This window comes from Xenorhabdus khoisanae, assembly GCF_001037465.1.
In the GTDB taxonomy this organism is placed as follows: Bacteria; Pseudomonadota; Gammaproteobacteria; order Enterobacterales; family Enterobacteriaceae; genus Xenorhabdus; species Xenorhabdus khoisanae.
In genome coordinates, this window is sequence record NZ_LFCV01000052.1 from 15,291 (window position 1) to 40,069 (window position 24,779).

18 protein-coding genes, 2 tRNA genes and 1 pseudogene are annotated in these 24,779 nt (G+C 41.4%); 7 read left to right on the top strand and 14 right to left on the bottom strand.

From position 1 onward, the window contains the following. Window positions 1-65: 65 nt before the first annotated feature. Window positions 66-2,927 (top strand): two-component system sensor histidine kinase RcsC, encoded by a 2,862-nt coding sequence (gene rcsC / locus AB204_RS08690; protein ID WP_072061414.1) that lies wholly within the window; start codon window positions 66-68, stop codon window positions 2,925-2,927. An 87-nt stretch (window positions 2,928-3,014) separates the two neighbouring features. On the opposite strand, the gene rcsB is transcribed toward rcsC, so the two are convergent. Together rcsB and rcsD are read right to left on the bottom strand one after the other, a co-directional pair. After that, window positions 3,015-3,665 (bottom strand): response regulator transcription factor RcsB, encoded by a 651-nt coding sequence (gene rcsB / locus AB204_RS08695; protein ID WP_047962991.1) that lies wholly within the window; start codon window positions 3,663-3,665, stop codon window positions 3,015-3,017. A gap of 1 nt (window position 3,666) precedes the next feature. Then, complete coding sequence (rcsD, locus tag AB204_RS08700; protein ID WP_047962992.1) at window positions 3,667-6,393, bottom strand: phosphotransferase RcsD; 2,727 nt, start codon at window positions 6,391-6,393, stop codon at window positions 3,667-3,669. 211 nt (window positions 6,394-6,604) lie between these two features. On the opposite strand from rcsD, the gene AB204_RS08705 reads away from it, so the two are divergent. Together AB204_RS08705 and AB204_RS08710 are read left to right on the top strand one after the other, a co-directional pair. After that, window positions 6,605-6,692 (top strand) — tRNA-Ser (locus AB204_RS08705). Between the two features lie 6 nt (window positions 6,693-6,698). After that, window positions 6,699-6,774: transfer RNA gene (locus AB204_RS08710), tRNA-Thr, on the top strand. 39 nt (window positions 6,775-6,813) lie between these two features. Here AB204_RS08710 and AB204_RS23455 read toward each other — a convergent pair. Further along, window positions 6,814-7,554 (bottom strand): annotated as a pseudogene (locus tag AB204_RS23455) (tyrosine-type recombinase/integrase); the annotation flags it as partial. Window positions 7,555-8,237: 683 nt separating this feature from the next. Here AB204_RS23455 and AB204_RS08720 point away from each other — a divergent pair. The 4 genes from AB204_RS08720 (at window position 8,238) to tyrP (ending at window position 10,751) form a co-directional block, all read left to right on the top strand. After that, window positions 8,238-8,492, top strand: coding sequence for a type II toxin-antitoxin system RelB/DinJ family antitoxin (locus tag AB204_RS08720; protein WP_047770479.1), 255 nt, complete (start codon window positions 8,238-8,240; stop codon window positions 8,490-8,492). Continuing rightward, window positions 8,482-8,775 carry a type II toxin-antitoxin system RelE family toxin gene (locus AB204_RS08725; protein ID WP_047962993.1) on the top strand — a complete coding sequence of 98 codons (294 nt, stop codon included), beginning with the start codon at window positions 8,482-8,484 and terminating at the stop codon, window positions 8,773-8,775. Before AB204_RS08720 ends, AB204_RS08725 begins: the two co-directional genes overlap by 11 nt. Window positions 8,776-8,831: 56 nt before the next feature. Next, window positions 8,832-9,185: a hypothetical protein gene (locus AB204_RS08730; RefSeq protein ID WP_053067863.1), complete on the top strand. Its 354-nt coding sequence runs from the start codon at window positions 8,832-8,834 to the stop codon at window positions 9,183-9,185. Between the two features lie 420 nt (window positions 9,186-9,605). Next, window positions 9,606-10,751 carry a tyrosine transporter TyrP gene (gene tyrP, locus AB204_RS08735; protein WP_324292610.1) on the top strand — a complete coding sequence of 382 codons (1,146 nt, stop codon included), beginning with the start codon at window positions 9,606-9,608 and terminating at the stop codon, window positions 10,749-10,751. A gap of 65 nt (window positions 10,752-10,816) precedes the next feature. On the opposite strand, the gene AB204_RS08740 is transcribed toward tyrP, so the two are convergent. The 11 genes from AB204_RS08740 to AB204_RS08790 form a co-directional block, all read right to left on the bottom strand. After that, a complete protein-coding gene (locus AB204_RS08740; protein WP_047962995.1) occupies window positions 10,817-11,359 on the bottom strand; it encodes a YfaZ family outer membrane protein in 543 nt (180 codons plus the stop codon). A gap of 130 nt (window positions 11,360-11,489) precedes the next feature. Next, window positions 11,490-12,920, bottom strand: coding sequence for an o-succinylbenzoate--CoA ligase (gene menE, locus AB204_RS08745; RefSeq protein WP_047962996.1), 1,431 nt, complete (start codon window positions 12,918-12,920; stop codon window positions 11,490-11,492). After that, window positions 12,908-13,915 (bottom strand): o-succinylbenzoate synthase, encoded by a 1,008-nt coding sequence (menC, locus tag AB204_RS08750; RefSeq protein WP_047962997.1) that lies wholly within the window; start codon window positions 13,913-13,915, stop codon window positions 12,908-12,910. Before menC ends, menE begins: the two co-directional genes overlap by 13 nt. Next, window positions 13,915-14,772, bottom strand: a complete 858-nt coding sequence (gene menB / locus AB204_RS08755; protein WP_047962998.1) for a 1,4-dihydroxy-2-naphthoyl-CoA synthase — start codon at window positions 14,770-14,772, stop codon at window positions 13,915-13,917. The genes menC and menB overlap by 1 nt, the downstream gene beginning before the upstream one ends. A 12-nt stretch (window positions 14,773-14,784) precedes the next feature. After that, entirely contained in the window at window positions 14,785-15,555 is a 771-nt protein-coding gene (menH, locus tag AB204_RS08760) for a 2-succinyl-6-hydroxy-2,4-cyclohexadiene-1-carboxylate synthase (protein ID WP_047962999.1), read from the bottom strand. Then, window positions 15,552-17,225, bottom strand: a complete 1,674-nt coding sequence (menD, locus tag AB204_RS08765) for a 2-succinyl-5-enolpyruvyl-6-hydroxy-3-cyclohexene-1-carboxylic-acid synthase (RefSeq protein WP_047963000.1) — start codon at window positions 17,223-17,225, stop codon at window positions 15,552-15,554. The genes menH and menD overlap by 4 nt, the downstream gene beginning before the upstream one ends. A 230-nt stretch (window positions 17,226-17,455) precedes the next feature. Continuing rightward, on the bottom strand, window positions 17,456-18,292 hold the full coding sequence (locus tag AB204_RS08770; RefSeq protein ID WP_161796544.1) for a fimbrial protein: 837 nt from the start codon (window positions 18,290-18,292) through the stop codon (window positions 17,456-17,458). Window positions 18,293-18,414: 122 nt separating this feature from the next. After that, entirely contained in the window at window positions 18,415-20,958 is a 2,544-nt protein-coding gene (locus tag AB204_RS08775) for a fimbria/pilus outer membrane usher protein (RefSeq protein ID WP_047963002.1), read from the bottom strand. Window positions 20,959-20,996: 38 nt separating this feature from the next. Then, window positions 20,997-21,632, bottom strand: coding sequence for a fimbrial biogenesis chaperone (locus AB204_RS08780; protein ID WP_047963006.1), 636 nt, complete (start codon window positions 21,630-21,632; stop codon window positions 20,997-20,999). Between the two features lie 231 nt (window positions 21,633-21,863). Further along, window positions 21,864-22,394, bottom strand: a complete 531-nt coding sequence (locus AB204_RS08785; protein WP_047963003.1) for a fimbrial protein — start codon at window positions 22,392-22,394, stop codon at window positions 21,864-21,866. 537 nt (window positions 22,395-22,931) lie between these two features. Next, a complete protein-coding gene (locus AB204_RS08790) occupies window positions 22,932-24,308 on the bottom strand; it encodes an isochorismate synthase (protein ID WP_235428056.1) in 1,377 nt (458 codons plus the stop codon). Window positions 24,309-24,779 lie beyond the last annotated feature (471 nt).

Here is a 24,779-nt window from a genome sequence, read left to right on the forward strand (position 1 = left end):
TCCCTGCTACACTAGTATATGCTGTGATCAGTTAATATTAATCATGTTTTTCGTCAGGCGATCTTTTGAGATATCTATCTTCTTTTCGGACGTCATTAAAGATATCCCGTTATCTTTTTCGGGTGCTCGGATTTATGTTATGGGCACTCGGCGCCTTGCTAACCAGCTTTTATTTGATAAATCTTTTCAATACAGTCAAAGCAGATATGCGACAAGAATTTAATTCTAACTTCGATGTCGCATTTGCTAATGTGCGGATACTTTCCGGTATCTTGCGAGATATTCAAGTAATTGTGGAGAAAGAATTATCATCAAAGAATGATAAAGATCCGACAATTACTCTACCGCAATATGACACTATTCTGCCGTACATTCCTTTGAATTCAAATTCCGATTGTGAGCTTTTACACAAAAGCTCACATAATCATTTAGAGTCATTGGATCAATCGTTATCATTTCGGAATGACAATACTTCTCCTATACATCATGTAACACAAATTCTTTTTGTTGATGCGAAAAGCATGTGCATGGTGAAATTAGCCTATCGTGGCAACATTGTAGACTCTGACGCAGTTAAGAAAATGATCTATGAAAGTAGCCTGAGGGTAATCAACATGAAAGATCAGGGAAGAGAACGAGCCATCTTTACGATACAACCCGACTCAAGAGCGGATGGGGGGAATTTTTATATTTTTTCACCCGTTTATATTGATGGGCACATCAAAGGGATCATCATTATTGACCAATACCTTACTCTGGAATATTTTAAACAAGCTACATATAGACCTCTACATATCACGCTGTTAAACGAGTTTAAACAGCCCGAATTATTCTATCCGACAAAAAGCATCAATAAACAGACCACTATAAATTTCAACATGCAGTCGGCTTACTTCGGTTACGATGATAATTTTACCAGCTTGTTACTCCTGCGACGATTATCACCCGCTTCATTATACGTTGCTTATTCAATACCAATAAAACAAATTTATGTTGAACTCAAAGCCAGCCTGATTAATAGCGCCATATTGAATGTTATTTCTGCAATCGCCATTACCTTTTTTGTCTGGCGATTTGAACGTAAAATGTTTTCTCCGGCTGAAGACAATGCAATCCGCCTTGAAGAACATGAACAATTTAACCATAAAATTGTTGCTTCGGCTCCAGTGGGAATTAGTATTTTAAGAGTCAGTGATGGTGTCAATATCCTAAGTAATGAACTGGCACATAATTATACCCGAATGCTGACATATGAAGATCAAAAACGTATTGTCGATATCATTTGCGATAAAACCAGCAGCTATATTGATGTCGTCACCAGCGATAATAATCACCTGCAAATTAGTTTTGTACATTCACGCTATCGTAATGAAGAAGTTGCAATCTGTGTGTTGATAGATGTCAGCACCCGCGTAAAAATGGAAAAATCCTTGCAAGAGATGGCCTCAGCCGCAGAGCAAGCCAACCAGGCAAAATCGATGTTCCTTGCAACAGTTAGCCATGAATTAAGAACACCACTCTATGGCATTATTGGTAATCTGGAACTTATCCAATCTCATTCATTGCCATCAGAATCGGCACGATTGTTGGCAACAATGAATAATTCATCATCACTATTGTTGAAAATTATCAGCGATATTCTCGACTTCTCTAAAATAGAATCCAAACAGTTAAAAATTGAACCCAGGGATTTTAGTTGTCGAGAAGTAATATCACATGTGACTTCAAACTATCTTCCTCTAATTACAAAAAAAGGGTTGGGGCTATACTGCTATATTGATGCAGATGTTCCTGATATCATCCGCAATGACCCCGTAAGACTACAACAAATCATCTCTAATTTATTAAACAACGCTATTAAATTCACGGCCTCTGGCTGTGTTGTTATTGAAATTACATCAAAACATGGTTATTTGTATATTAGTATCAAAGATACAGGGCTTGGCATTGAGGATAAATTACAATTTCAATTATTCGAACCGTTTTTCCAGATCAGCGCCAACAAAGAAAATTCAACACAAGGCACAGGGTTAGGTCTGGCTATTTGTGAAAAACTCATCAATTTGATGGATGGTGATATTGAATTCATTTCACAAAAACGTATTGGCAGTATCTTTTCCATCCGTATTCCTTTTTATGGTGTTAAGTTTTATGCAAAACAAGTATCTAAACAACATTCTCAGCAAAAGATAATGTTAGCTATTTGCAATGACTTCCTTGAAAGATATCTACATAATTTACTTTCACAGAATCATTTTCAAGTTACTCTATACGAAGAAGAAAAAATAGACGGCACAGAATTACTCATCAGTGATCGACCTAACGAGCCAACTATTTCTGTACATTATCAGATAGAAATATCAGAAAAACATATTGGTCCACCAGAACAAATACGAGAAAATTATTGGCTGCATAATACTTATGAGCTGAGTGAATTGGGTAGTGTGCTGGATACTCTGCTGGCAGAACACTCTCTCGCATCAACCTGGCCTATTTCGCTGCCATCACCACTTACTTCAACAAAAGTGATGCAAACTAATAGCAATCTCAATACAGTGAAAATATTAGTTGTTGATGACCATCCTATTAATCGTCATTTATTGGTCGATCAATTAACCTCAATAGGCTTTAGCGTATCAATGGCAAATGATGGCATTGATGCAATTGAGTATCTAAAAAACAATTCAACAGATATTCTTTTGACAGACGTTAATATGCCCAATATGGATGGATATGAACTAACACAATACTTGCGAAACAGAGGCTATACCAAACCCATTATTGGCATTACTGCCAACGCATTGGCAGAAGAAAAACAGCGTTGCACTAATGTGGGCATGGATAACTGTTTATCAAAACCTGTATCACTGGCAATACTAAAAGAGGTAATAATAGAATATAGTAATATTCAAAGCCAAATACATTAACCCATTAAATAATATATTGGTTTGCTGAAAGGTAGAAAATCGGTAACGTCAACTACCGATTTTCTACCAGGAAAGATAACCAATTGGTTATTTACCCATATCTTTGTCAATCGTGACAGAGGATAAATAGTTAAGTAACGCAATATCGTTATCAACTCCCAGTTTTAGCATTGCTGATTTCTTCTGGCTACTGATAGTTTTAATACTACGATTAAGTTTTTTAGCAATATCAGTAACAAGAAAACCTTCGGCAAATAAGCGCAGAACCTCGCTCTCTTTAGGAGATAAACGTTTATCCCCGTAACCATTGGCATTTACTTTTTCCAGTAACTTGGAAACACTTTCAGGTGTGAATTGTTTCCCCTTCTGCAAAGCAGAAAGAGCTCTGGGCAAATCAGTTGGTGCTCCTTGTTTTAACACTATTCCCTCAATATCAAGCTCAAGTATAGCGCTTAAAATAGCCGGGTTATTGTTCATTGTAAGGACAATAACTGCCAATGTTGGGTAATGGCGTTTAATATATTTTATCAGGGTGATGCCATCACCGTATTTATCCCCAGGCATTGACAAATCCGTTATCAGAACATCTGCCTCTATATGTGGCAAGCTGTTAATGAGCGTAGTTGAATTTTCAAATTCCCCCACCACATTAATCCACTCAATTTGTTCAAGAGACTTGCGGATGCCAAACAAAACGATGGGATGGTCATCGGCAATAATGACATTAAGGTTATTCATATTATTGGTTACCTTGTTGCAACAGCTTTGTGATAAAGGAATCAATGAGGCTGATGCTACTTTTGATTTCTACTTCATTATTGTCTGCTATGTGTTTTTCCAATGCCTCACATGATGACCTAAGAAACTCTAAATCTAACATAGCAAACGCACCCTTAAGGCGGTGTACCGTTTGCGAAAGTGATACCAAATCATGTCGTTCCATATCAGTATACAGTTTAGTAATATCCATAGGTACCGTCTCTATAAATAATTTCCTGTAATCACTGTTTCCCAACTGAATTTGATAATCTTTGAGAATATTGCAGATATCACTATCAATATCCTCACATGAATCAACATCCTCAGTGAGTTTGCATACTGGTTCAGAGCTCTCAAAAACTTCTTCTGACTCTTCTAAACTGAAATTCTCTTCAATCAGAAACGATATTGCATTGATAACAGCATCAACAAGATTGTAATTGCACTGAACCAAACCGGGCTTCAGCTGCTTGAACTCTAGTAGATTGCCCACTAATAATATAGTTGGTTTTTCCTCTTTGTACTGTTTATCCGTAAGTATAATATCGTATTCTTCCGTAATGTTCCCTTTACTTTTATCGAAATAAGTTGCACCGTAATTACTGAGATAAGTATGGATGATTTTGCTGATTTCGGGGTTATTGATATCAATTAAGATCGTAATCCCTTCCAAAAGCTGGGGCGTTTCACCATTTTCATCATCATACTGTGATAAAGGCAGATTGATAACATAATGAGTGCCTAAACCTAACTTACTTTTAATATCAAGATTTCCTCCCATTCTTTTGCATAACTGGTTACATAAATAAAAAGCCATACCTGAATTGGTAGAGTACTTATCTTCTGTTGATTTGTATAGAAAAGGGTAATTCAAACTAGCCAAATCTTTTTCGCTCAAACCAGAGCCACTATCCATGAGCTCAATTTGAATATGGTTGTCATATTTACCAGAAATATTAACGATCAACGATATTTTGCCATAGCTGGTCGTTATCATTGCATAGTTAAATAACAACGTGACAACTTTACTTAGCGCGACTCCATCCCCAATAAATAAAGATTCACGGGATAGATTAAAATGATAATAAATTCTCAGTCCCTTAGCATTCAAAGTCGGCAGAGAGGTTTTCAAAATATCTTCCAAACGTGAAGATAGAGAAAATACTTCATTCGCTGGCTGCCAATCATTAAACTCCAAGCTATTGAGCAATGAAATATTTTCAACCCATTCAGTAATATATTTGGATTTAGCTAATAATTTATCCAGCAACTTCTGCTCATTCTCATCTTGTGATAACTGTTTCAATTGGTCAGCAATATCATTTAAGTTCTTAACCGGCTGCTTTATTTCATTATTAATATTCGAAAGCATTGACCTTCTGGACTGAATACTTCTCTCATATTCCTGATGAGCAAATTGTAATCGTTTATTTGCCATGACTTCCTGATCTTTGTCTTGTAGTAAAAACAAGTAAGTCTCTGGTAATAAGCTGTTGCTATACATTTTCACTTCATAAATCGCCTCATCAATGGATGTTTGAATTACACCATGATGCTGTTGCGCCATAATTCTAACTTTATTCAAATCTATATGAGGCATCAACCGCTCTGCGATTTTATTACTCATCATTATTTGGTTCGCAGCAAAATCGTAGAGCACCAATCCGGTGGGAATATTAGAAATAATATCGTTATTCAGAGAATCCTTAATCTTTAGCTCATTACTCATAGAGGCATTTGGTGCAATATATCGCCGACGAATATAAAACAACCCATTTAACGAAAATAAAAAGAAAAGCAATATTGAAAGCAGAAGCCAGGAATTTCTGAACAATAAATCTACAATCAGTGTCTTCAATGGAACTTGATAAGACAATTTATATGGCACGATATTAAGAGACTGGGAGAACTCCAGCCAAAAACCGTTCCATGAAACCTCAATTTCATCTGAGTTATCAGCCTCGTGTGAGCTAATTGCATTCAGCCGAAAATTTGCTGGTGGCATATCAACCGGCAAAAGATTATTGATAGGCAAATCAAAGGCAATGATGGTAGTTAATTGACCAGTTACATTAAACCCAGCTTTATAAGTATAAAAATAAATATTCTCACCACGTAATACATTAATGGGTGATATATTCTCCTTTTCATCCAATGTGATGAACTGGTCTAACATCTCAGTGCGTCTGGCATCATAATTCAGGGTCAGGTAACTGTCCTTGAACCTTATTTCTGGTTTTAAGAGTGAGTGGTTCGTTATCAATAATAAATTATTTTCTTTCCCATTAAGGTAATACATCGACAAGTATTCATTGCGAGGCCCCCAGAGAATTTCCAGATAGTTAGACAATTGTTGAGCAAGTCGAATACTAAAATCGCTGTATTGACCAAAAATAATTGCATCAACGGCCTGATAGCGATTTTCTAACCAATAGACATCTGGACCTAGTTTTAGCAACGATGGTGTCTCCTGAGAGGAGATTGGTAAAGTATTAGACTGTTCAAAGATATGATTTGAGTAGTAACGATAATCTTTAATCTGCAATCTCATCTTCTCGGTTACATTACTGATAGCATATTTTTTCTCCATCAGCCAAATATCAAAATAGTTATACCCGAATAAAAATAGAGACGTAAAAAGCAAAGTAACAAATAGCGTGTAAAAACGAGGAATAGTTGAAGGCTTGATAGGTGGTTGTTTATACATTCTTGGAGTAATTGCCTTTAGTATGAATATATTTTGGTCAATGCAACATCAACCCGTAGATAAATAAGCCAGAATACTTAGTTTATACTAGCAGGTTAGCAAATCAAAAGACCATTGAAGATCAAAGATTGAGCAGGCAGTAAAAAAAAAGGTATTTTTTTTCTTTAGGGACTAGACACATTAAATCAATATAGGCATAATCTCGCGCCATGGAAGGATGGCCGAGCGGTCGAAGGCAGCGGTCTTGAAAACCGCCGATGGGAAACCATCCTAGAGTTCGAATCTCTATCCTTCCGCCAAATTTCGCCGGCTTAGCTCAGTTGGTAGAGCAACTGACTTGTAATCAGTAGGTCACCAGTTCGACTCCGGTAGCCGGCACCATACAAGAACCCGTTATCTCTCAACAAGATAGCGGGTTTTTCATTTGTGCTCACCAACGATGCTAAGAGCTGGGTGGGACATATTTGAGACCTCATCGTGAAATAGTGCATCAATTTTTTGTGCATGCTCTGTCAGATGAGAAGGTGCTAGATGCGCATATCGACGCACCATCTCAATTGATTCCCAGCCACCCATTTCCTGCAATGCGCTTAATGGTACCCCTTCTTGAACCAACCAACTTGCCCAAGTGTGACGCAGATCATGAAATCGAAAATTTTCAATACCAGCTCTGCGTAATCCAGTTTTCCAGGCTGTATTGTCATCAACTCTCATTTTTCTGACTTTATCTGTAGGAGTTCCATCAGATCTATGTCATGCTTTGGTATGAACAAAAACCCAGCGATTGTGTTTCCCTATCTGATTTCGTAAAACTTGGCACGCGGTATCATTTAGGGCGACACCTATCGCTTTCCCGCCTTTTGCATCTTCTGGGTGTATCCATGCAACCTTTCTCTGTAAATCAAGCTGCGACCATTCCAGATTTAAAATGTTTGAACGCCTTAAGCCCGTTGCTAATGCAAAAATCACAACAGGTTTTATTACATCAGGCATGCATTTTATTAATCTGGCAGCCTCCTCCTGTGTTAGCCATCTGACCCTGATCTCCTTTTTTTGACGAACTTTGATATTAGGGACTCTTCCTAACCATCTCCATTCGTTCACTGCTGCACGGAATAAAGAACGTAAAAAAGACAGGTATCTCGCTTTTGTTGCTTGAGAGTCTAGTCCTAAATGATTGGGTAAAAGAGATTCATCGCCAAGACATTCGAACTCAAAATTCATTTGTTCATCTTCAAAACCCAGAGTGCCTTGCCCTGGGTTATTACTACGAATAAGCCCCATTAGTTCACATGTAAAATCTCCCTTTTTTGCCCGTGATTCTGGATAACCATGAACTAAGCCAGTTTGATCACATCCACGACAAATATAGATAGCCACACTATCACTAACAGTAAGCTCAACATTTCTAATAGAGAGACCTTTAAATCCCTTAAAGGAAAGTATTTATCGAGCAGCGCTAACAGCTTCACCGTAGAAAGTTAGTTCAGCCAATGACAAGATCCTCGGTGTTGCATGGTTATTGGTATTTTCCATGAGTTCAAGCCAAACAGGAATCTGTCACCAATGACATTACCTCATGGCTCTGAAATCGTGGTGCAAATGGCTCAGGATGGATAACCATCTCAACAAAACTGAAACTTTTACAGGTGGAACTGAGACGCCGCAGGGCATCATTGACGGAGTAGCAAGACGATACGGGTTTTACATTGAAAACCTGCTCTCCCTGCCGATGAATATATTCTAGTCCAAAGCCACGGACGGCTAAAATTTAAAAAAACTGATTGCATCATAGATTAAATAACATACAATGCAATACAAATGTAATTACATATGGAGATACTATGAGCACAATTCAGATTAGAGTGGACGAAGAACTTAAAAGAAGCGCTTATCAGGCACTTGAAAAAATGAATCTTTCTCCTTCCGATGCAATGCGGCTCTTTCTGCGCTATGTGGCAGAAAATGAAAAACTGCCGTTTACAGAAGTATCCGTAATGGTCTCAGAACGCGACGAAGACGAAGATATTTTGGAAGTAGTTCGTGAGCGACTCAAGAATCCTGCTAAACGAATTCGGGTAAATCTCGATGAGATTTAATATCGAGTTTGACGAGCGCGCTTTAAAGGAATGGCAGAAACTGGATAACAGTATCCGTGAACAGTTTAAAAAGAAACTGAAAAAGTTACAGGAAAATCCTTATATCGAATCAGGTAGACTACACGGTGATTTAGCTGGCTGCTTTAAAATAAAACTTCGTTCGTCTGGATTTCGCCTTGTCTATCAGGTGATAGATGAAGAGATTGTGATCTGGGTAATAGCGGTAGGCAAAAGAGAAGACTCGAAAGCCTATAAAATTGCCAGTGAGCGCATTGGGCGATAAGAAATCAACTCGTAACAACCCGCTTCGGCGGGTTTTCTTTTATCTATAGGTACGCTATGGACTTTCTCAGCGGTTTTAACACCACAACAGCCTCAGTGGTAACACGCTCCATTGGTGAGTTTCAGTTTGACTGCGTGGTCATTGAAAATCACAGCTCAAATTTGCGTATCACTGAGAACCCTATAGTGGGGTTAATGGTTGGTTACCAGCCCCCACGGCATTTCAAAAAACTGTTAGGTTCGGATTTATCTGTGATGGATAGGTTTCCTATTCCTATCGAAATCAGAGCCATGACACAGCAAGCCGAGTCGATGGTGAATCGCTATATTTCATTGGGCGAATCCATGTTGGAACAGGTGGGATATAACCGCCCTGTAGCACCGTGGTTATTTCCCGTAACCATTCGGTGAGATAGCGGGTTTTTACTTTTCAGGCAAATTAACGCCCTGCATCTGAATACGCTTCCCCTTCATCTTTTAAGCTGCTGCTGTATTTGCTGTCTGGTTAATCACATATTTTCTATACACTATGGAATTGACTTCCTTATTCCCACACTACAAATTAAAGTCTGTTAGGTGCTGTTGGGTATAGTTGTGTCTTGTAGATAAAACAAGATTGAGGTATGAAGTTATTTTATCCTCATCTGATAATAAACTGAGTGTAATTATTTATTTACATCATGTGTACCATTGATTTGACAGCCATAAGTCATTCATTTAACCTGCTAATCTTATAACTATTTTTTCAACATATTCAGAAACGAGGGTAGCGTGAAAAATCGCACTGTTGGCAGTATTTTTATCGTTGCAGGAACGACGATTGGAGCTGGGATGCTGGCAATGCCATTGGCAGCAGCAGGTGTGGGGTTTGGAACCATATTTGTTATGCTGGTCGCCCTTTGGGCATTAATGAGTTATACCGCGCTCCTGCTCGTAGAAGTTTATCAATATGATAAGTTTAATACTGGATTGGGAACCATCGCAAAACGCTATCTTGGTGTTGGCGGGAAAGCATTAACGGGTTTCAGCATGCTTTTCCTGATGTATGCCCTAACAACAGCCTATATTAGTGGCGCAGGAGAATTACTGTCAGCCAGTCTTTCTTCATGGTTAGATAAACCCATTTCTATCTCTGTTGGAATTATTATTTTTACCATTATTGCTGGCGGGGTCGTCTGTATCGGTACCCACTCCGTCGATTTAATTAACCGCCTGCTGTTTACCGCCAAAATCGTTTTTCTGGTCGTTGTACTTGGTGTGATGATGCCCCATGTTGATAAAATCAACCTGATGTCCATGCCTGTTGAGCAAGGGCTGATATTATCCGCCATTCCGGTCATTTTTACCTCATTCGGCTTTCACGGAAGTATACCAAGCATTGTTGCCTATATGGGGGGAGATACCAACAAGCTACGGAAGATCTTTGTCATCGGTAGTGCTATTCCTCTGAGCGCCTATATCCTGTGGCAATTAGTGACTCTCGGTGCGATTTCTTCAAATACCTTTGTTGATATTCTTGCACAACAGTCTGGGCTGAATGGCCTATTGGCAGCAGTCAAAGAAGTTGTCGTGTCACCCAAAATCGTCCTTGCTGTCCATCTATTTGCGGATCTCGCTCTGGCGACTTCGTTCCTTGGGGTTGCTTTAGGTCTGTTTGATTACCTTGCTGACCTTCTGAAACGCAGCAATCATGCGAAAGGGAGGTTACAAACAGGATTGATAACGTTTATTCCTCCATTGTTATGCGCACTGTATTACCCTAACTTTGTTATGGCACTGACGTATGCTGCCGTTGCCCTTTCCATTCTGGCGCTGTTATTACCTTCCCTGCTGGTTTGGCGCAGCCGTCAGGAAAATGAGGGTGGATATCGTGTCAAGGGAGGGAAACCAGCTTTAGTCCTTGTCTTCTTGTGTGGGATTGCGATCATTGCAATTCAAATTGGCATTGTGACAGGAATACTGCCAAAAGTCGGATAATTTTTATCCTGTTTAAGATTATCCGCCTCGATATAGCAGAGGCGAATAATCTTGATGATGCTGATTTAGAAGCTTAAACCTGCCCCAATGTAAAAACCATCAGAAACTTTATTACTACGGTTACCATTTTTTCCTTTTATATCAATGACACGATAACCTACATCAACAGTCAACGGCTTAATAAGCGTAACACGCGCTCCCCCTGCCGCCTCAGTGTAAGAGTCCACTCCCGACGTTAAGCTTGATGGCGCACCATACGCCTCGCCATACAGGGATAAAGAAGGTATTACCGCCCAGCTGAGGCCAACGCCACCAGCCAATGCAGCCCCATCTTTACCCTCTTTTGGCGACAGATAGAGTGCCTTGCCACCAACACTTGCCGTAAATGGCCCAACAGGTAAGCCGAAAGCAACACCTAAACTACCAAGTTGCCCATTATGGTCACTGCGAGTCCAGTTGCCATTAAAAGATAGCCCCGCATTTTTATCACCAATCCCTACAGAGGTACTGGTGTTGTGCTTTCCCATTTGTACATCCATGGAAATAGCGTTTGCTGCACCAGTTAAAAAGAGCAAACTGGCTGCGCTGGTAGCAATAAGACCTTTCATATTTTTTCTCTCTCTTCTCAATTGGTGAATGCCAATACCACTTAAGATATCTTACTGAAATCAGAGAGACGCCTATAGATAACGGAAGCAATGAAATCTCTAGATTTATCAAGATATGTAAACATTGAGACTATTTACTATCTGCATTATTAATAACAGTGATTTTTTCCGCTATCCATTGTTTAACTTGTTGGCGTGAAATCTTTATCCCGCCATCTTTTAACTGTGATGGCAACAAATAGTAAGCGATAGGAATTTGGAAAGCAGCGAGTTTATCCGAAAGCCAACCACTCAGAGTTTCTATCAGTTCAGGATATTTTGTTTCAATAACAGCCACAGGCCGATGACCGAATTCAACATCAGGAACGGGAACAACAAAGCTTTGCTCTATCTTTGGATGCTGATTAATGATCCTCTCAATATCTTCTGGCTGGATGCCTTCACCGCCACTGAAAAACTGGTTGTCGAGACGTCCCAGAATCCGTAACTCTCCCTGCTCAAATACGCCTCTGTCACGAGTAGAAAACCATCCTTCTGTATTTGTCAGTGGATTCAATTTCCCATCAAACCAATAACCACTTGCGATACTGTCGGCACGGATCTGTATTTCTTCATCCACCAGACGAATAGATTTTCCCGGAAGCGGGTTCCCGACACCAGGCAAGCCATCAGCTCGTTTTACGCAGACAGTTGAAGCCATTTCTGTCAGCCCATAACCACACCAACAGCGTATGCCCAACTGTTCAGCCCGTTGGGTCAGGGTCGTGGGTATCACGGCACCTCCCAACAGGACTTCTTTTAATGTTAATGGATGCTTAAGAGGCTGTTCCAATAAACGCCAAAGCTGAGTCGGTACAAGCGAAGCATGGGTACAACCAGATAGCGCACGCTCCAATGGATGCAAGTCCCGCAATACCAAATTTGCCCCTTGCTGCAACCAACGCCAAAGAATTCCCTGACCGGAAACATGAAATAAGGGTAGAGAAAGCAACCAGCTATCATCTGGCTGAAAATCCATGCAGGAAAGAATACCTTGTGCGCTGGCAAGATTAGCGCCGATGGAATGTACTGCGGCTTTGGGCAATCCGGACGATCCTGAGGTCAGAATCATGCTGGCGGGACGTCCAATTTTCCATGGTACGGTTTCCCATATTATCGGTTGTTCGGATATGGATGACCGTTTTTGTAGCCAATCGAGTTCCTTGACCTGAATAACCGGAGAAGGTGAGCCTGTAAAATCCACGCCATAAGAGATGTTGAGATGAGGCAATAATTCTGCCAACAACCGATCGGGGAGTTGAGGATTAAGGGGCAATACCCTTGCCCCACATTGTAAGGCGGCCAGATAACACAAAAGAAGCCCGCCACTGTTTTTTCCCCTCAGGATCACACCACTGTTTTCAGAAAGCCCCTGTTGGTGAAAATGGGTAACAATGGCATTGATTCTCTTGGTTAACTGCTGCCAGTTTAATTGCTCATCATAAAACTGAATGGCTTGCTTTTGAGGATGGATAGCCGCCCAATGCTGCCACGGCCATCGGGTCCATTCTATGACTGACATTCATGGCTCCACACCGTTTCCAGCTTATCCAGCGTCACACAAGGCATTGTGCTATCAGGCCAACAACGAATGAGTTGTGATTGGATCAGATCCAGTGTATCCAAACCCGGAAGTGTATCTGGTGTCAGCCAATGCGCCAGACGAGCCAACTGCGTCAAACCAAAACTGGTTTCAATACTGGAGCTAATCACTGCTTCTAAACCGAGCTGATGCGCTTCAGAGATCAACTGCCGACAGCGGGCGATACTACCTACCAATGTCGGTTTAATGATGATGGCAGAAACACCTTCTTGCGCCTCCACGATGAAATCGTCTTCCCGTACACTTTCATCCCATGCAATGGCGATACCGGTTTCACGGGCAAACACCAAAGATTCCTCACGGGTTTTGCAAGGCTCTTCGAGGAAAGCAATCCTCTGGCGATAATCGGGATTGACATATTTAGCGAAACTCTCTGCTTTTGCCGGTGTCCAACTGCGATTAGCATCCAGTCGTAGCTGAAGTTCGGGAACCGCTTCCAGCATCACATTCACTACCATGCCATCACGTACCGCTTCATATAAACCAACCTTGACTTTAGCAATCTTTTGACCTGCCATATTTCCCAGTCGTAGAATCACATCGTCGGGATCGCCTGTGCATAACGGTGCCTTGCGATAATCGGCTTCCTCCGGCAGTTCTCCCCGCAACTCAGCTAATGCACAACTGAGACCAAAAGCGACGGATGGAAGCGCGCTTTCTTCTGGCTGAGAACGTTGACTCTGGTTCAGGCACCGATTCTGGCACCATTGCTGCAACCATTCTACGACAGCGGTTTTAGCCTGTTCGAGAGTTTCATGGCTAAATTCTGGTAACGGGGATATTTCCCCCCAACCATCCCGCCCGTTTTCCTGTAAATGAATCAGAAATCCATCACGGGTCTTTAGGCGTTGATAACGCAAGATAACGCCTGCCTCCATTGGCAGGCTGAATCGATATAAAGTCGCTTTACGCATTATGGATTACGCTTGAATTTACCGAAATCAGGGGGGCGTTTTTCGTTGAAGGCATTGCGCCCTTCCTGCCCTTCTTCCGTCATGTAGAACAGCATGGTGGCGTTCCCCGCCAATTCCTGCAAACCAGCCTGACCATCACAATCGGCATTCAGTGCCGCTTTCAGGCAACGCAACGCCATTGGGCTGTTTTCAAGCATTTCGCGGCACCAGCGCACTGTCTCTTTTTCCAATTCGGCATAAGGCACAACCGTGTTAACCAGCCCCATATCCAATGCTTCCTCGGCATTGTATTGACGGCAAAGGAACCAAATTTCGCGGGCTTTTTTCTGCCCTACGATCCGCGCCATATAAGACGCGCCCCAGCCACCATCAAAGGAACCGACTTTAGGGCCAGTTTGGCCGAAAATAGCATTATCCGCAGCAATAGTCAGGTCACACATCAAATGCAGCACATGCCCACCACCAATGGCGTAACCTGCGACCATAGCAACAACCGGTTTTGGACAGGTACGGATCTGGCGCTGAAAATCCAATACGTTCAGGTGATGTACTCCGCTGTCATCCTGATAACCACCGTAATCACCACGAATTTTCTGATCCCCTCCGGCACAAAAAGCCTTTTCACCCATTCCCGTCAGAATGATAGTGCCAATTTCATCATCATAGCGGGCATCTGCCAGCGCCTGCATCATCTCTTTGACAGTCAGAGGACGGAACGCATTGCGTACCTGCGGACGATTAATTGTAATCTTAGCAATCCCATCCGTAGATTTATGGTAGAGAATATCTTCAAGCCCTTGAGAACAATCTCGCCATTCAACCGGAGCGTATAGTTTTTCTTCGCTTGGATAACGCATTATTGAATTTCCTTAACCAAAGAGTGATAAAAAATGGTTCACTGCGGCAGAAAAAGCCGCAGGATTGCCATAATGGGCATTATGTCCAACCTGTGGGATGATTTTTAATGGCAATGTATATTGTCTGGCTATGCTCTGAAATTTATGATCATTTTCCCCACACAGATAGGAGAAAGGTATTGTCATTTGCTGTAAATCAGGAATCAAGTAAGGTTGAACACCCAAAGACGTATTTTCCAGCATGTCGGCAATGTTTTTTCCTCTATTTTTACTGCGGTGATGAATAAGCTGCTTACGTTGTGCCATCGTTAAATCAGCAAATACGGGTTGTTGATACCAATCAGCCAAGACAGCCTCTATCGATTCCTGACGAAAACGCTGTGCCCAATGCCGATCATGTTGTAATCTCACATCGCGTTCCTTTTGGGAAAGTAATCCGGGGTTTCCCCCTTCCACCAGCAATCCCCTCAACCCTTTATAGTTACTGTGAATCGCATGATACATAGCAATTCGTCCCCCCAACGAGTAACCAATCAGGCAATAATCATCAATCTGATATTCAGATAAGGTTGCACTCAGCAATTCCTCCATCTCAGTAAAACCTCCTGCCACCGTAATACCGGCAGAATTACCGTGACCCGGTAGATCGATAACCAATGAAGGATAGTGCTCACAAGCATCCACTGTAGGCAACCAATCGCCACCTTTGCCCAATAGACCATGCAGCCAAACCAGCCATGTTCCCTGATTATCTGAATGAAACGTCTGACAACTCAGTTTCACAGCATAGCCACCTGTTCCAGCAGCGCTTGTAAATTCAGCGCTCCATCACTGCCCGCTACTTTTAATTCAATCAATGTTGTTCCTTCACTCTCCCATGCCTGCTTAGCGTGTTGCTTTAATTCCGGCCAATTTTCTGGCGCAGCATAGTTCAGACCAAACATGGCCGCAGCATGGTCAAAATTAACGTTTTGCGGCATACAATAGAAACGCTGATGTTCTTCCTGCGGTGTTGGTAGTAATGAAAAAATCTGTCCGCCATTATTATTCACGATAATCAACAGCATGGGAGTAGAAAGATGGCGCAATAAGGCCAGACTATTCAGATCATAGAGAGCAGAAAGATCGCCGACAATTGCCAGTGTCGGTTTGTTGGTTGCCCTTTGTACACCTGCTGCGGTCGCGATTAATCCATCAATCCCGCTCGCACCACGGTTACTGTAAACAGGGTAACCCGCGGGTAACTGCCCCAAGGCATCAATCAAGCGTACAACCAGGCTATTGCCGACAAACAATTGTCCCTGCTCCGGTAACAATTGATGCAGTTGATGCGCCACTGCCGCCTCACTGAATTTTCCTGCTAATTTTGTTTCAACACATTTAAGCGCTTTTTTTGCCCATAAACTTAATTCATCAGCCCAAGGTGTCCGGTAATATGCCGGATGTTCCCGCAACCAATCAGCCACATGGCAATTAAATTTACGGCCTTGGTGATTTGCCGGATCAAGCCGGCCTGCAACCGGATCAACAATCCAATACTGCTCCGGTTGGCAGCGAGTCTGCCATTGCAGCAGCCGTTTTCCTGTCAGGCTGGCACCAAACTGAATCACCAATTGTCCCTGAGACAAAATCTCTTGTGCCCGATGATGATTCAGCCACAAATCAGCGCACGGTAAAGGTTGCCCTGTTTGAGACAGCACATCACCAATCAATGGCCAGCCCATTTCTTTTGCCCACTGCGCGACAAGTTCGCCCTCTTCAGCGCTCATTCTGCCAGCCAGTACAATTCCTTTCTTTTGTCGCCAGTGATCCCAATCTGCTACTTTTGCTGTAGTAAGAATTTCTGTCTGGCTCAGCCAAGGTTCATGTCCCTGCCACCATTTCCCCAATGTTTGCTGCCAATCCTGATACGCCGTCATATCATTATCATACAAGGGTTCAGCAAACGGGCAATTAATATGCAATACCCCTTGTTTCAGATTTGACATCCCATTATCGATGGCAGAAACCAACCAATTGGCGGGAATTTCTGTAGTTGGGCGTGGCAATGCAAGGGCTTGGTCAGGATGGGAGGCAAAAATGCCTGTCTGACGAATTGCCTGATTCGCGCCACAATCGATCAATTCCGGTGGTCGATCAGCAGTGAGAAACACCAGTCGTTCTCCCGTCAATCCGGCTTCAATCAAGGAAGGATACAAATTAGCCACCGCGGTTCCCGATGTGACAATCACTGCTACAGGTTCTTTACTCGCTTTTGCCAATCCCAGAGCCAAATGCCCCAACCCGCGTTCATCGAAATGCGTATGGTGGATCAACTTATGATTTTTTGCAGCGGCCAATGTCAATGGTGTTGAACGGGAACCAGGGGCAATACAAACATGACGTAATCCGTGGCGGGTCAATGCTTCCAATAAAAGTTCCGCCCAACGGCGGTTCAGTGCGCTGTTTGACATATGATGCTCAAGAACGTCTTTTCAAAAAATGTAATAATTAAAAGATATTATATAAGTATTCTTTAATCCTAATGACTGTAAAAACGATTTCCTTATCTTAGTTCAAGGAATTGTCATTTAGTTGGCAACAGGGCAAGGGATTTCCGCATTAAAAAATGAAATTACGTAACAAGAAAGGTAAGACCAGCCATAAAAAAACAAATTATGACTGGTTTTCTGATTGGGAAGATTTAAGGATAGACGAGATTCAATGTTGCAGTTGCATTGGCCTTACCAGCCGTAATGTGATTATCGGTCTGGATATAACGGGCCTTGAAAGGAATAGAGTAAATTCCATTCATACTGCTACCTAATTTGACTGATGAGTTGAGTACGATAGGTTGATCCTGATACAAAACCTGAAGGCCAATCCCACTCGCTGAGTTTCTGTCATGGTCAAGTCCCAGAATATCACCCGCTCGGCCCTGAATAATCGGGCTCAAGACCAATTCAATAGGGACATTGGCATTACATGCCAAATCAATGTCAAAATGGCGTTCTCCCGCCGTGCTGTTAACCCCTGAAAACTGTGAGCTTCCTATCTTGCCCATTGAAATACGAATATTCTTTTCTTGTAGGGAACAACCGGGCGTAATAAAGCGTATTTTACTGAGAGAATAGGAATATATCGCTGTTCCTGCTAGACGGGCCGTGATCACACCATTTTTTATAGTGCCAGAACCCGTTTCAGATTTTGTTTTCACAAACTCTATCTTGGTTTCATTCTGTTGGTTATTGAACCTGATTCCTATACCGGGTACGCCAGAATCATGAATACCCCCGCTGATACTCGTCATGCTAAAAGGATATCCCGTGAATTCCCATTCTATCTTCTCCGAGTCATCACAATGAAATTCATTCCTGTTCACTTGCCTGACGGGATAAGCACCAATGACTTCACCAATTCTAATTTCTCGATTCACCAAAAATTGGCCTTCACTGATGAGCATACTTTCGGCCATAGGTTTAATGTCAAAACGACAGGAATTTGCGTGGCTGTAAGCATTAGTTGACAGAATTATTAGCATACTGATGGCTGCCAATAGCAACCGATATTTTTTATGGGTGCATGTTTTATGGGTGCATGTTTTATGGGTGAATGTTTTATGGGTGAATGTCTTATGGGTGATAAACATAGATAAGCCTGATCCTACTCGCAATTCATGTCCAAAGTGTACACACCAGACTGGGGTCTTTCTTTCGGCAGAGCGTAATTGACCGTACAGATTTTGGTATCCAACGCTCCCCATTTGACCAGTAACCGACCACTATCCGGCAGTGCCGTGAGATAAACCTGCCCTTCATTGCTGACAATCGCGCTATTGTTTTCACCACCTTCATTTGATTTTCCCAGAGTGGCCTTAGCGCCAAAAGGTACTGGCCTGCCACGATAAGTCAGGTACATCAATGCCCTATTTCCCATTCGTGTCTGAAAGCTGGCGAGCACAAGAGCGCCTTTTGTTGGCACGACGGATTGTGTATTCACATCAATATCGACATCATCAGCAAATGAGTGTGGTTCCAGAGCGACTCGGTTTTTACGATAACTACTCACATACGGTACAATTGCATAGCCGTTCCAATCTGTGGCTACCGCAGTATTGTTAGTAACTTTGATACCTTTTGCCCCTTCTGCCTGAACCAATACCGCAGCATCACCGAATTCTTGCGATAAAGTCACTCCATAGGGGTGAACGACAATGCCTCCATGAATGCCGTAGTTTAGCTGTTTGCTATCATCTTGCTGTTTGTTCGCATATTGATAATTATAGCCAGCATTAATCCGGCCATAAGCTCCCTTATATTCCCCATGAATATTGCCATTCCCGCCTTCTCCTTTATTGACATAGCTCTGTTGCAAACTGTAGAACAAGTTATTATCTTCAAGCGCTGTCCCATTCAGGCTGACTTGCTGGGAAACACGGTCATTCCTATTGAGATTGACACTATAATTAGCCCAACTGTTTTTCAGCCAACGATCAAAAGGCACATGGATACTGAATGCGAATATTTGTTCATGCTCATCAGCATGTGGCCGCAAGTTATAGGAATAATTCAGTCCATAATTGATCCCTTGATGACTAACGTGATAAGCCGCATTCAGTGAACGCTCACGACCATTTTGTTGCCAATAATCCTGCTGCAACGCCATAACATAAATCTCACCAAAATTGCCTAATGTTTGGTTAAATTGTAGCTGCAACTTGCTTCTGGGATTAAAACGCTCAAACAATCGGCGGGTATCCCCAAAGCGATTAGCATCAGCAAAATCATAAAATCCCTCCGTTGAATAGCGATAACTCGTCAACGTCAAATGTGTCCCAGTCAATGAAAAATCTTTCTCATACCGCAAGCGATAAGATTGCCCGGTGGATTGTTTGCCGGATGCCAATTCCGTTTGGGCATGGGTAATATCAAAAGAAACCGCCCCGATATTTCCCAAATCCACACCAGAACCTAACAAAGCAGATTGATAATCAGGGGATAAAATGGTGCCACCGTAAGCAGTGAGCCTATTGTGAAGGCCATAGGTCAACGTACCCTGAGAAAAATGAGGTTTGCGGCTGTGACTACTGGCAGAGCGATAACGCCCCATTGCCAGCGAATACCTGACGTTTCCCTCCCGTAACATAATAGGTGCGGTTGTAATTGCCTGAGTAAACTTGCGCTCCCGACCATCAGCCTCTTTGATGATAACTTCCAGATCACCACTGGAAACGGTTGGATAGAGATCGCTAATTTCAAACGCTCCAGAAGGAACATAGGTCTGGTAAATGACATAACCATTTTGTCTGACCGTCACTTGCGCACTACTTTGCGCAATACCCCGTACAATAGGTGCAAAACCTCTCTGGCTATCCGGCAACATATTCTCATCAGACGCAAGTAAAAGCCCACGAAACTCAACACTATCAAACAGATCGCCAGAGGTGAAACTATCACCAATCGTCAGTTGTCCCTTAAGAGGGTGAATATCACGCTGAAAATATGTACTGAGGATTTTCCAGCTTTGGTCTGGATCAGAATAAGTAGCGTTATTACGTAAACGCCAGGCCTCCCAATTAACTCCTGACCTTAAATTAAGATAATTATTCTGTGTTGAATTATGTTGATCCTGCCAATTTGTAGAGCCACTATAGCTGTAATTAATCAACAAAGTAGTTAATCCCTGATCCCACAATTCAGGAGAAACATAATCTCTGTAGCGATAATTCAATGCTGCTTGAGGAATACTGATATTCAACCTCTGCCGATTAAAATCAAAATCTGTACTGGCCGACGGAATGTATTTACCGATATCTGTAATCACTGTTTCTGGGGATAATTCAGCTAATTCAGGAAAAGAATCAACCTTAATCCCCATATCTTTCCATTGCCTGAGTGTGATTTTTGGCTGTAACCGGCCATCTTGTAAGATAAAATCAATATTTTCTTCACTCACCTCTTTTTTATTCAGAAAGATATTCACCCAATAAACTCCTGATGGCTGGAAACCAGACTGGAAAATTGAAAGATCAACATCATCAGGCAAGCTTCCGCCAATTTTCAGAGCATGGATGTTAAATTTATGTTCCGCATACGCAGTTAAATAACAAAGAAAATTCCCTGCTATTACCAACATGGAAAATAAAAGTTTACCCTTCCCACCACAATATAATATTCTCGCAAGATTACGATTGATATTCTTTGACATATTTGATTTTCTAACAATATGAAGAGATCATTAACAAACTAAAGATCAGCAAACTCAGCCTGCGTTATACCGCCATAATCATTGATAACTTTCCAGCTCACTTTTTTGGCATTTTTGAATGGCAAAGGCCAACTTAATTGGCTGAAAGGCTTAATCATTCCTGCATGTTCGATATCATGGTTATCAACATTAAGAGATGAAAAAGAGATAAAGTAAGGGGTAGGATTTTCGGCCAGCAATAAGCCATTTTCTTGCTTGAATCTTATTTCTTTATAAGCAGTCACTGCCTTTTCTTTCAGTTCCACGGGGCGATAAAACAGCTTTAAACGTGAGTTAACGACAATCTGCAACTGGTTTAAGGTTGGATCGGAGCCTTTCGTTTCGGGAATAGACGTTTCAGGAATAGACTTAACATTAAGCCAAAATACAGATTCCCTATCCGTTGGCAATTGATTGCCAACTTTGACAATGCGTAAAATATTTTCATTATTTGCCGGAAGTTGAAACAGTGGAGGCGTCACAACAAAAGGAGTTTTTGTTTTATCATTCTCATCTTGTATCCAGCTTTGAATGAGATAAACAGCTTCTTTTTCAGGGTTATTAATAGAAATAGAAACTTCTTTTTTATCACTTAAATAAACAATTCGGGTTCCACCAACAATGACGCCTGCCATTGCAACATTACAACCAGAAACATTAAAACCAAGAAAATATAAAAAAACATAAAAAAACAAACGATAACACGACACGGTCTTTTCTCCGTCCAATCATGATTAGTCATATTCAATTAAATAACCGAGCATCCTTGCTGGGTTTTTATACTCTTCATTTTTCAGGTTGCAGATTAATTGACAGTTCCGCAGCTTGAAATATTGTGGATATATAATATATGGAATATCGGACTATTAATTATAAGCTACTGTAAAGTTAGTCACTGCATTAGCGGAGCCAGGACCAACTTTTTCTTTAGTAGCAACATATTTAGCAATAAATCTTAATTCTTGATCAGCGCCTTTATGAAGGAGATTTTGCTCAGAAGCTCCCGCGACAGAAACACGAGCTTGAGTATCAGCTTCATAAATGCCGATAGCGACACCCGTTGCAGCGTTATCTACTTTAGTCAAAGATAAAAGATCTCTGTTATCACTATCACTTGGGCCATCAAACTTAATAGTGACATTCTTTTCTTTCATATCTGCCGGACAATCAACCAATTTAATCTGGAAACTTGTTGGTGCAGCAGTGTCATTTACCTTTTTAAACGCATCTGCACTAACTACGCCCATCTCAACAGTTTGATCAGCAGAGTCACCATGAACCTTGCAAGCATTCTGTATTACTTCTCCTTCAAATTTAATTGTCCCATTAGCTGCATTCGCGGTTGCAGCAAATAATGAAGATACAAAAAGAGAAGAAATAAGCAGCTTAGATTTCATTTAAATTAAACCCCATTAGTCAATATACAAAAAAATTCCCTCGACTGATTACAGACGATATGGATATAAGTTCACTTACTTGATAGACCGTTTCAATGCGATACATCACGCATCTACAGCAGCTGCCTTGCATCCAAATAAAACAGGCTTCACCCCCTTACGTGGCCTTGTAAGGTTTGTTCGCGCATTTAGGATAAGACGAGATCATAATAGCGGTTATCTGATATAGATCAACATAATAAACTGAATTGTATACTGACTTAGAATTTTATTCTGTAATTCTCCTAAATGTTTACTAAATGATATTATATATGGATGAAATCAATGAATATCATGCTAAAAATTACGAAATTAAAAAATAATATATAATTAGCAAACTAATAACAATTATCATTCTATAAATTTTGACTATAGTTTATTTTCCAAATTGAAATAATTTACATAGTTATATTTAACGATATTACAAAATACTTCAAAAATTATTTTATTCTTTTTAATTCAATTAAATCCAGGATTTGTCGATGTGCCCAATGGATTTCAATTGACCAACAATGTACGTAATCCAGCAGCCTTGTTTTCTATTTCGATCCATTCCTGTTCTGGATCAGAACCAGCAACAATACCCGCCCCTGCATATAACGAGAGCAAATTGTCATAAATATGCGCACAACGTAACGAAACGGCAAATTCACTCTGTTCCAAACATAAATACCCCGCAGAACCCGCGTACCAGCCACGATTGAAAGGTTCATTGTCTGACAGAAATTGCCGTGCCGCTTCACGGGGTAAACCTGCAACGGCGGCTGTCGGCTGCAAACGACGCAGGCAATCACTATCACATACATGGCTCAATACGCCACGAATGTGCCTGCGCAGATGTTGGACTTTCCTTAAGCGGATCACATCAGGCGGAGTGACATCCACTGAAGCAACGCCTCCTTGCAGACGTTGACAAATATCATCAACAACAATCAAATTTTCATGCTGGTTTTTTTTATCTTCCAATAACCATTGCGCCAATTTAGCGGCTTCCTGATCATCTTCAGAATTTGCAACGGTTCCCGCCAATGCTTCGGTACAAAACTGCAATTGATTTCGGTAGTAAAGCCGCTCAGGTGTCGAAGCAAGAAAAGCATGGTTGGCACTAAATGCAAGCATGAAATGATAGCAACGATGATTGACTCCGCGACTGGCAGCCATAAATTGTGCAGCCTGCAATGGAGAATTTAACGTCAGTTCAGTTTTTCGTGCAATGACCACTTTTTCCATTTTACTCTTGGTGATGGCCTCTAGTGCCTGTTCCAACAGAATATTCCACTGCTCACTTTCAGGCACATGTTTTGCTTCTAAAATAGTCGTTTGTAGTGGCAAGAAAGGTTGGTGCGGAAGAAGTTGGCGGAGGAATTGGCAGGCATTTTCAATATCAGCTCTTCCATCGACGTTAATGTATAACCGATTTTCACTACGATGGCGACGCAGTTCCAGCCTCGGCAAAAACAGATAGCTTTCTCTACCCGTTATATTTTCGTGTTTATCCTGATTTTCGTGCTTATCCTGCCATACGTTGTCATGATAAAAATAACTATGGTGACAATGTTCAGAATCCACCTTATCCCACGCATTCAGCCCCCACAGCCGCATTTGCTTAACTTGCTGATATTGCTGTAGAAATTTTTCGGCACCAGCAATATTGCTGAACAAACGAATTTGCCCACATGCGACAACCTCTTCATGACCCTCTCTGTGTTGCCAATAAAACTGCGGATAATGAGGCTGGGCAGAGAGCCATGCCAGCCAATGAACGCTACTGCCAGCCGGCAATGTGAAAGAGAATGATTGAATGCCAATTTCGCTAACATTTCCGGCATTAAGATATTCGCATATACCCGCGATGACATCGGCAGTTTGATTCACATCTTTCCCCATTAACAGCATGATAAAAAAAGAATTATACGAACCATCAGAAATTATGAAAGCACTTATCGTTTATGAGGTTTTTTTAACCATGCCCACGTACCTCAAGCGGTTGATAAAGAGTATACCCAATGATATATACCCGTCGTCTTTCAAGTTGCCACTTTGTTGGCTGCGCTCATTCACCCCAGTCACATAGTTATCTATGTTCCTGGGGATTCATTCCCTTGCCGTCGCGCTGCATCTTGAAATTCATTGGGTATAGAAACAGAGTTTAATTTCAAAAAACAATCATAAAACGACGAACGAACCATATTAAAAAACCAAAAATAACCCAATGAACTTAATATTATTTATTCTTTAGTGAAAAATTAATTAATAAAAATATTCACGCCACGGTAATAAAATATTTATTAAAAATGGCTTCAACTTAGAAAATAAGTTAACAAAAACATTTATTATCCTTTGTGC

Excerpts from the sequence above, each read along its gene's own strand:
- AB204_RS08740 (WP_047962995.1), bottom strand. The coding sequence starts at position 11,359 with ATGAAAGGTCTTATTGCTACCAGCGCAGCCAGTTTGCTCTTTTTAACT.
- menB (WP_047962998.1), bottom strand. The coding sequence starts at position 14,772 with ATGCGTTATCCAAGCGAAGAAAAACTATACGCTCCGGTTGAATGGCGA.
- AB204_RS08780 (WP_047963006.1), bottom strand. The coding sequence starts at position 21,632 with ATGGCAGGCGTCATTGTTGGTGGAACCCGAATTGTTTATTTAAGTGAT.
- AB204_RS08785 (WP_047963003.1), bottom strand. The coding sequence starts at position 22,394 with ATGAAATCTAAGCTGCTTATTTCTTCTCTTTTTGTATCTTCATTATTT.
- rcsB (WP_047962991.1), bottom strand. The coding sequence starts at position 3,665 with ATGAATAACCTTAATGTCATTATTGCCGATGACCATCCCATCGTTTTG.
- AB204_RS08720 (WP_047770479.1), top strand. The coding sequence starts at position 8,238 with ATGAGCACAATTCAGATTAGAGTGGACGAAGAACTTAAAAGAAGCGCT.
- tyrP (WP_324292610.1), top strand. The coding sequence starts at position 9,606 with ATGCTGGCAATGCCATTGGCAGCAGCAGGTGTGGGGTTTGGAACCATA.
- AB204_RS08770 (WP_161796544.1), bottom strand. The coding sequence starts at position 18,292 with ATGCTAATAATTCTGTCAACTAATGCTTACAGCCACGCAAATTCCTGT.
- menE (WP_047962996.1), bottom strand. The coding sequence starts at position 12,920 with ATGTCAGTCATAGAATGGACCCGATGGCCGTGGCAGCATTGGGCGGCT.
- rcsD (WP_047962992.1), bottom strand. The coding sequence starts at position 6,393 with ATGTATAAACAACCACCTATCAAGCCTTCAACTATTCCTCGTTTTTAC.
- AB204_RS08730 (WP_053067863.1), top strand. The coding sequence starts at position 8,832 with ATGGACTTTCTCAGCGGTTTTAACACCACAACAGCCTCAGTGGTAACA.
- AB204_RS08725 (WP_047962993.1), top strand. The coding sequence starts at position 8,482 with ATGAGATTTAATATCGAGTTTGACGAGCGCGCTTTAAAGGAATGGCAG.
- AB204_RS08775 (WP_047963002.1), bottom strand. The coding sequence starts at position 20,958 with ATGTCAAAGAATATCAATCGTAATCTTGCGAGAATATTATATTGTGGT.
- menD (WP_047963000.1), bottom strand. The coding sequence starts at position 17,225 with ATGTCAAACAGCGCACTGAACCGCCGTTGGGCGGAACTTTTATTGGAA.
- menC (WP_047962997.1), bottom strand. The coding sequence starts at position 13,915 with ATGCGTAAAGCGACTTTATATCGATTCAGCCTGCCAATGGAGGCAGGC.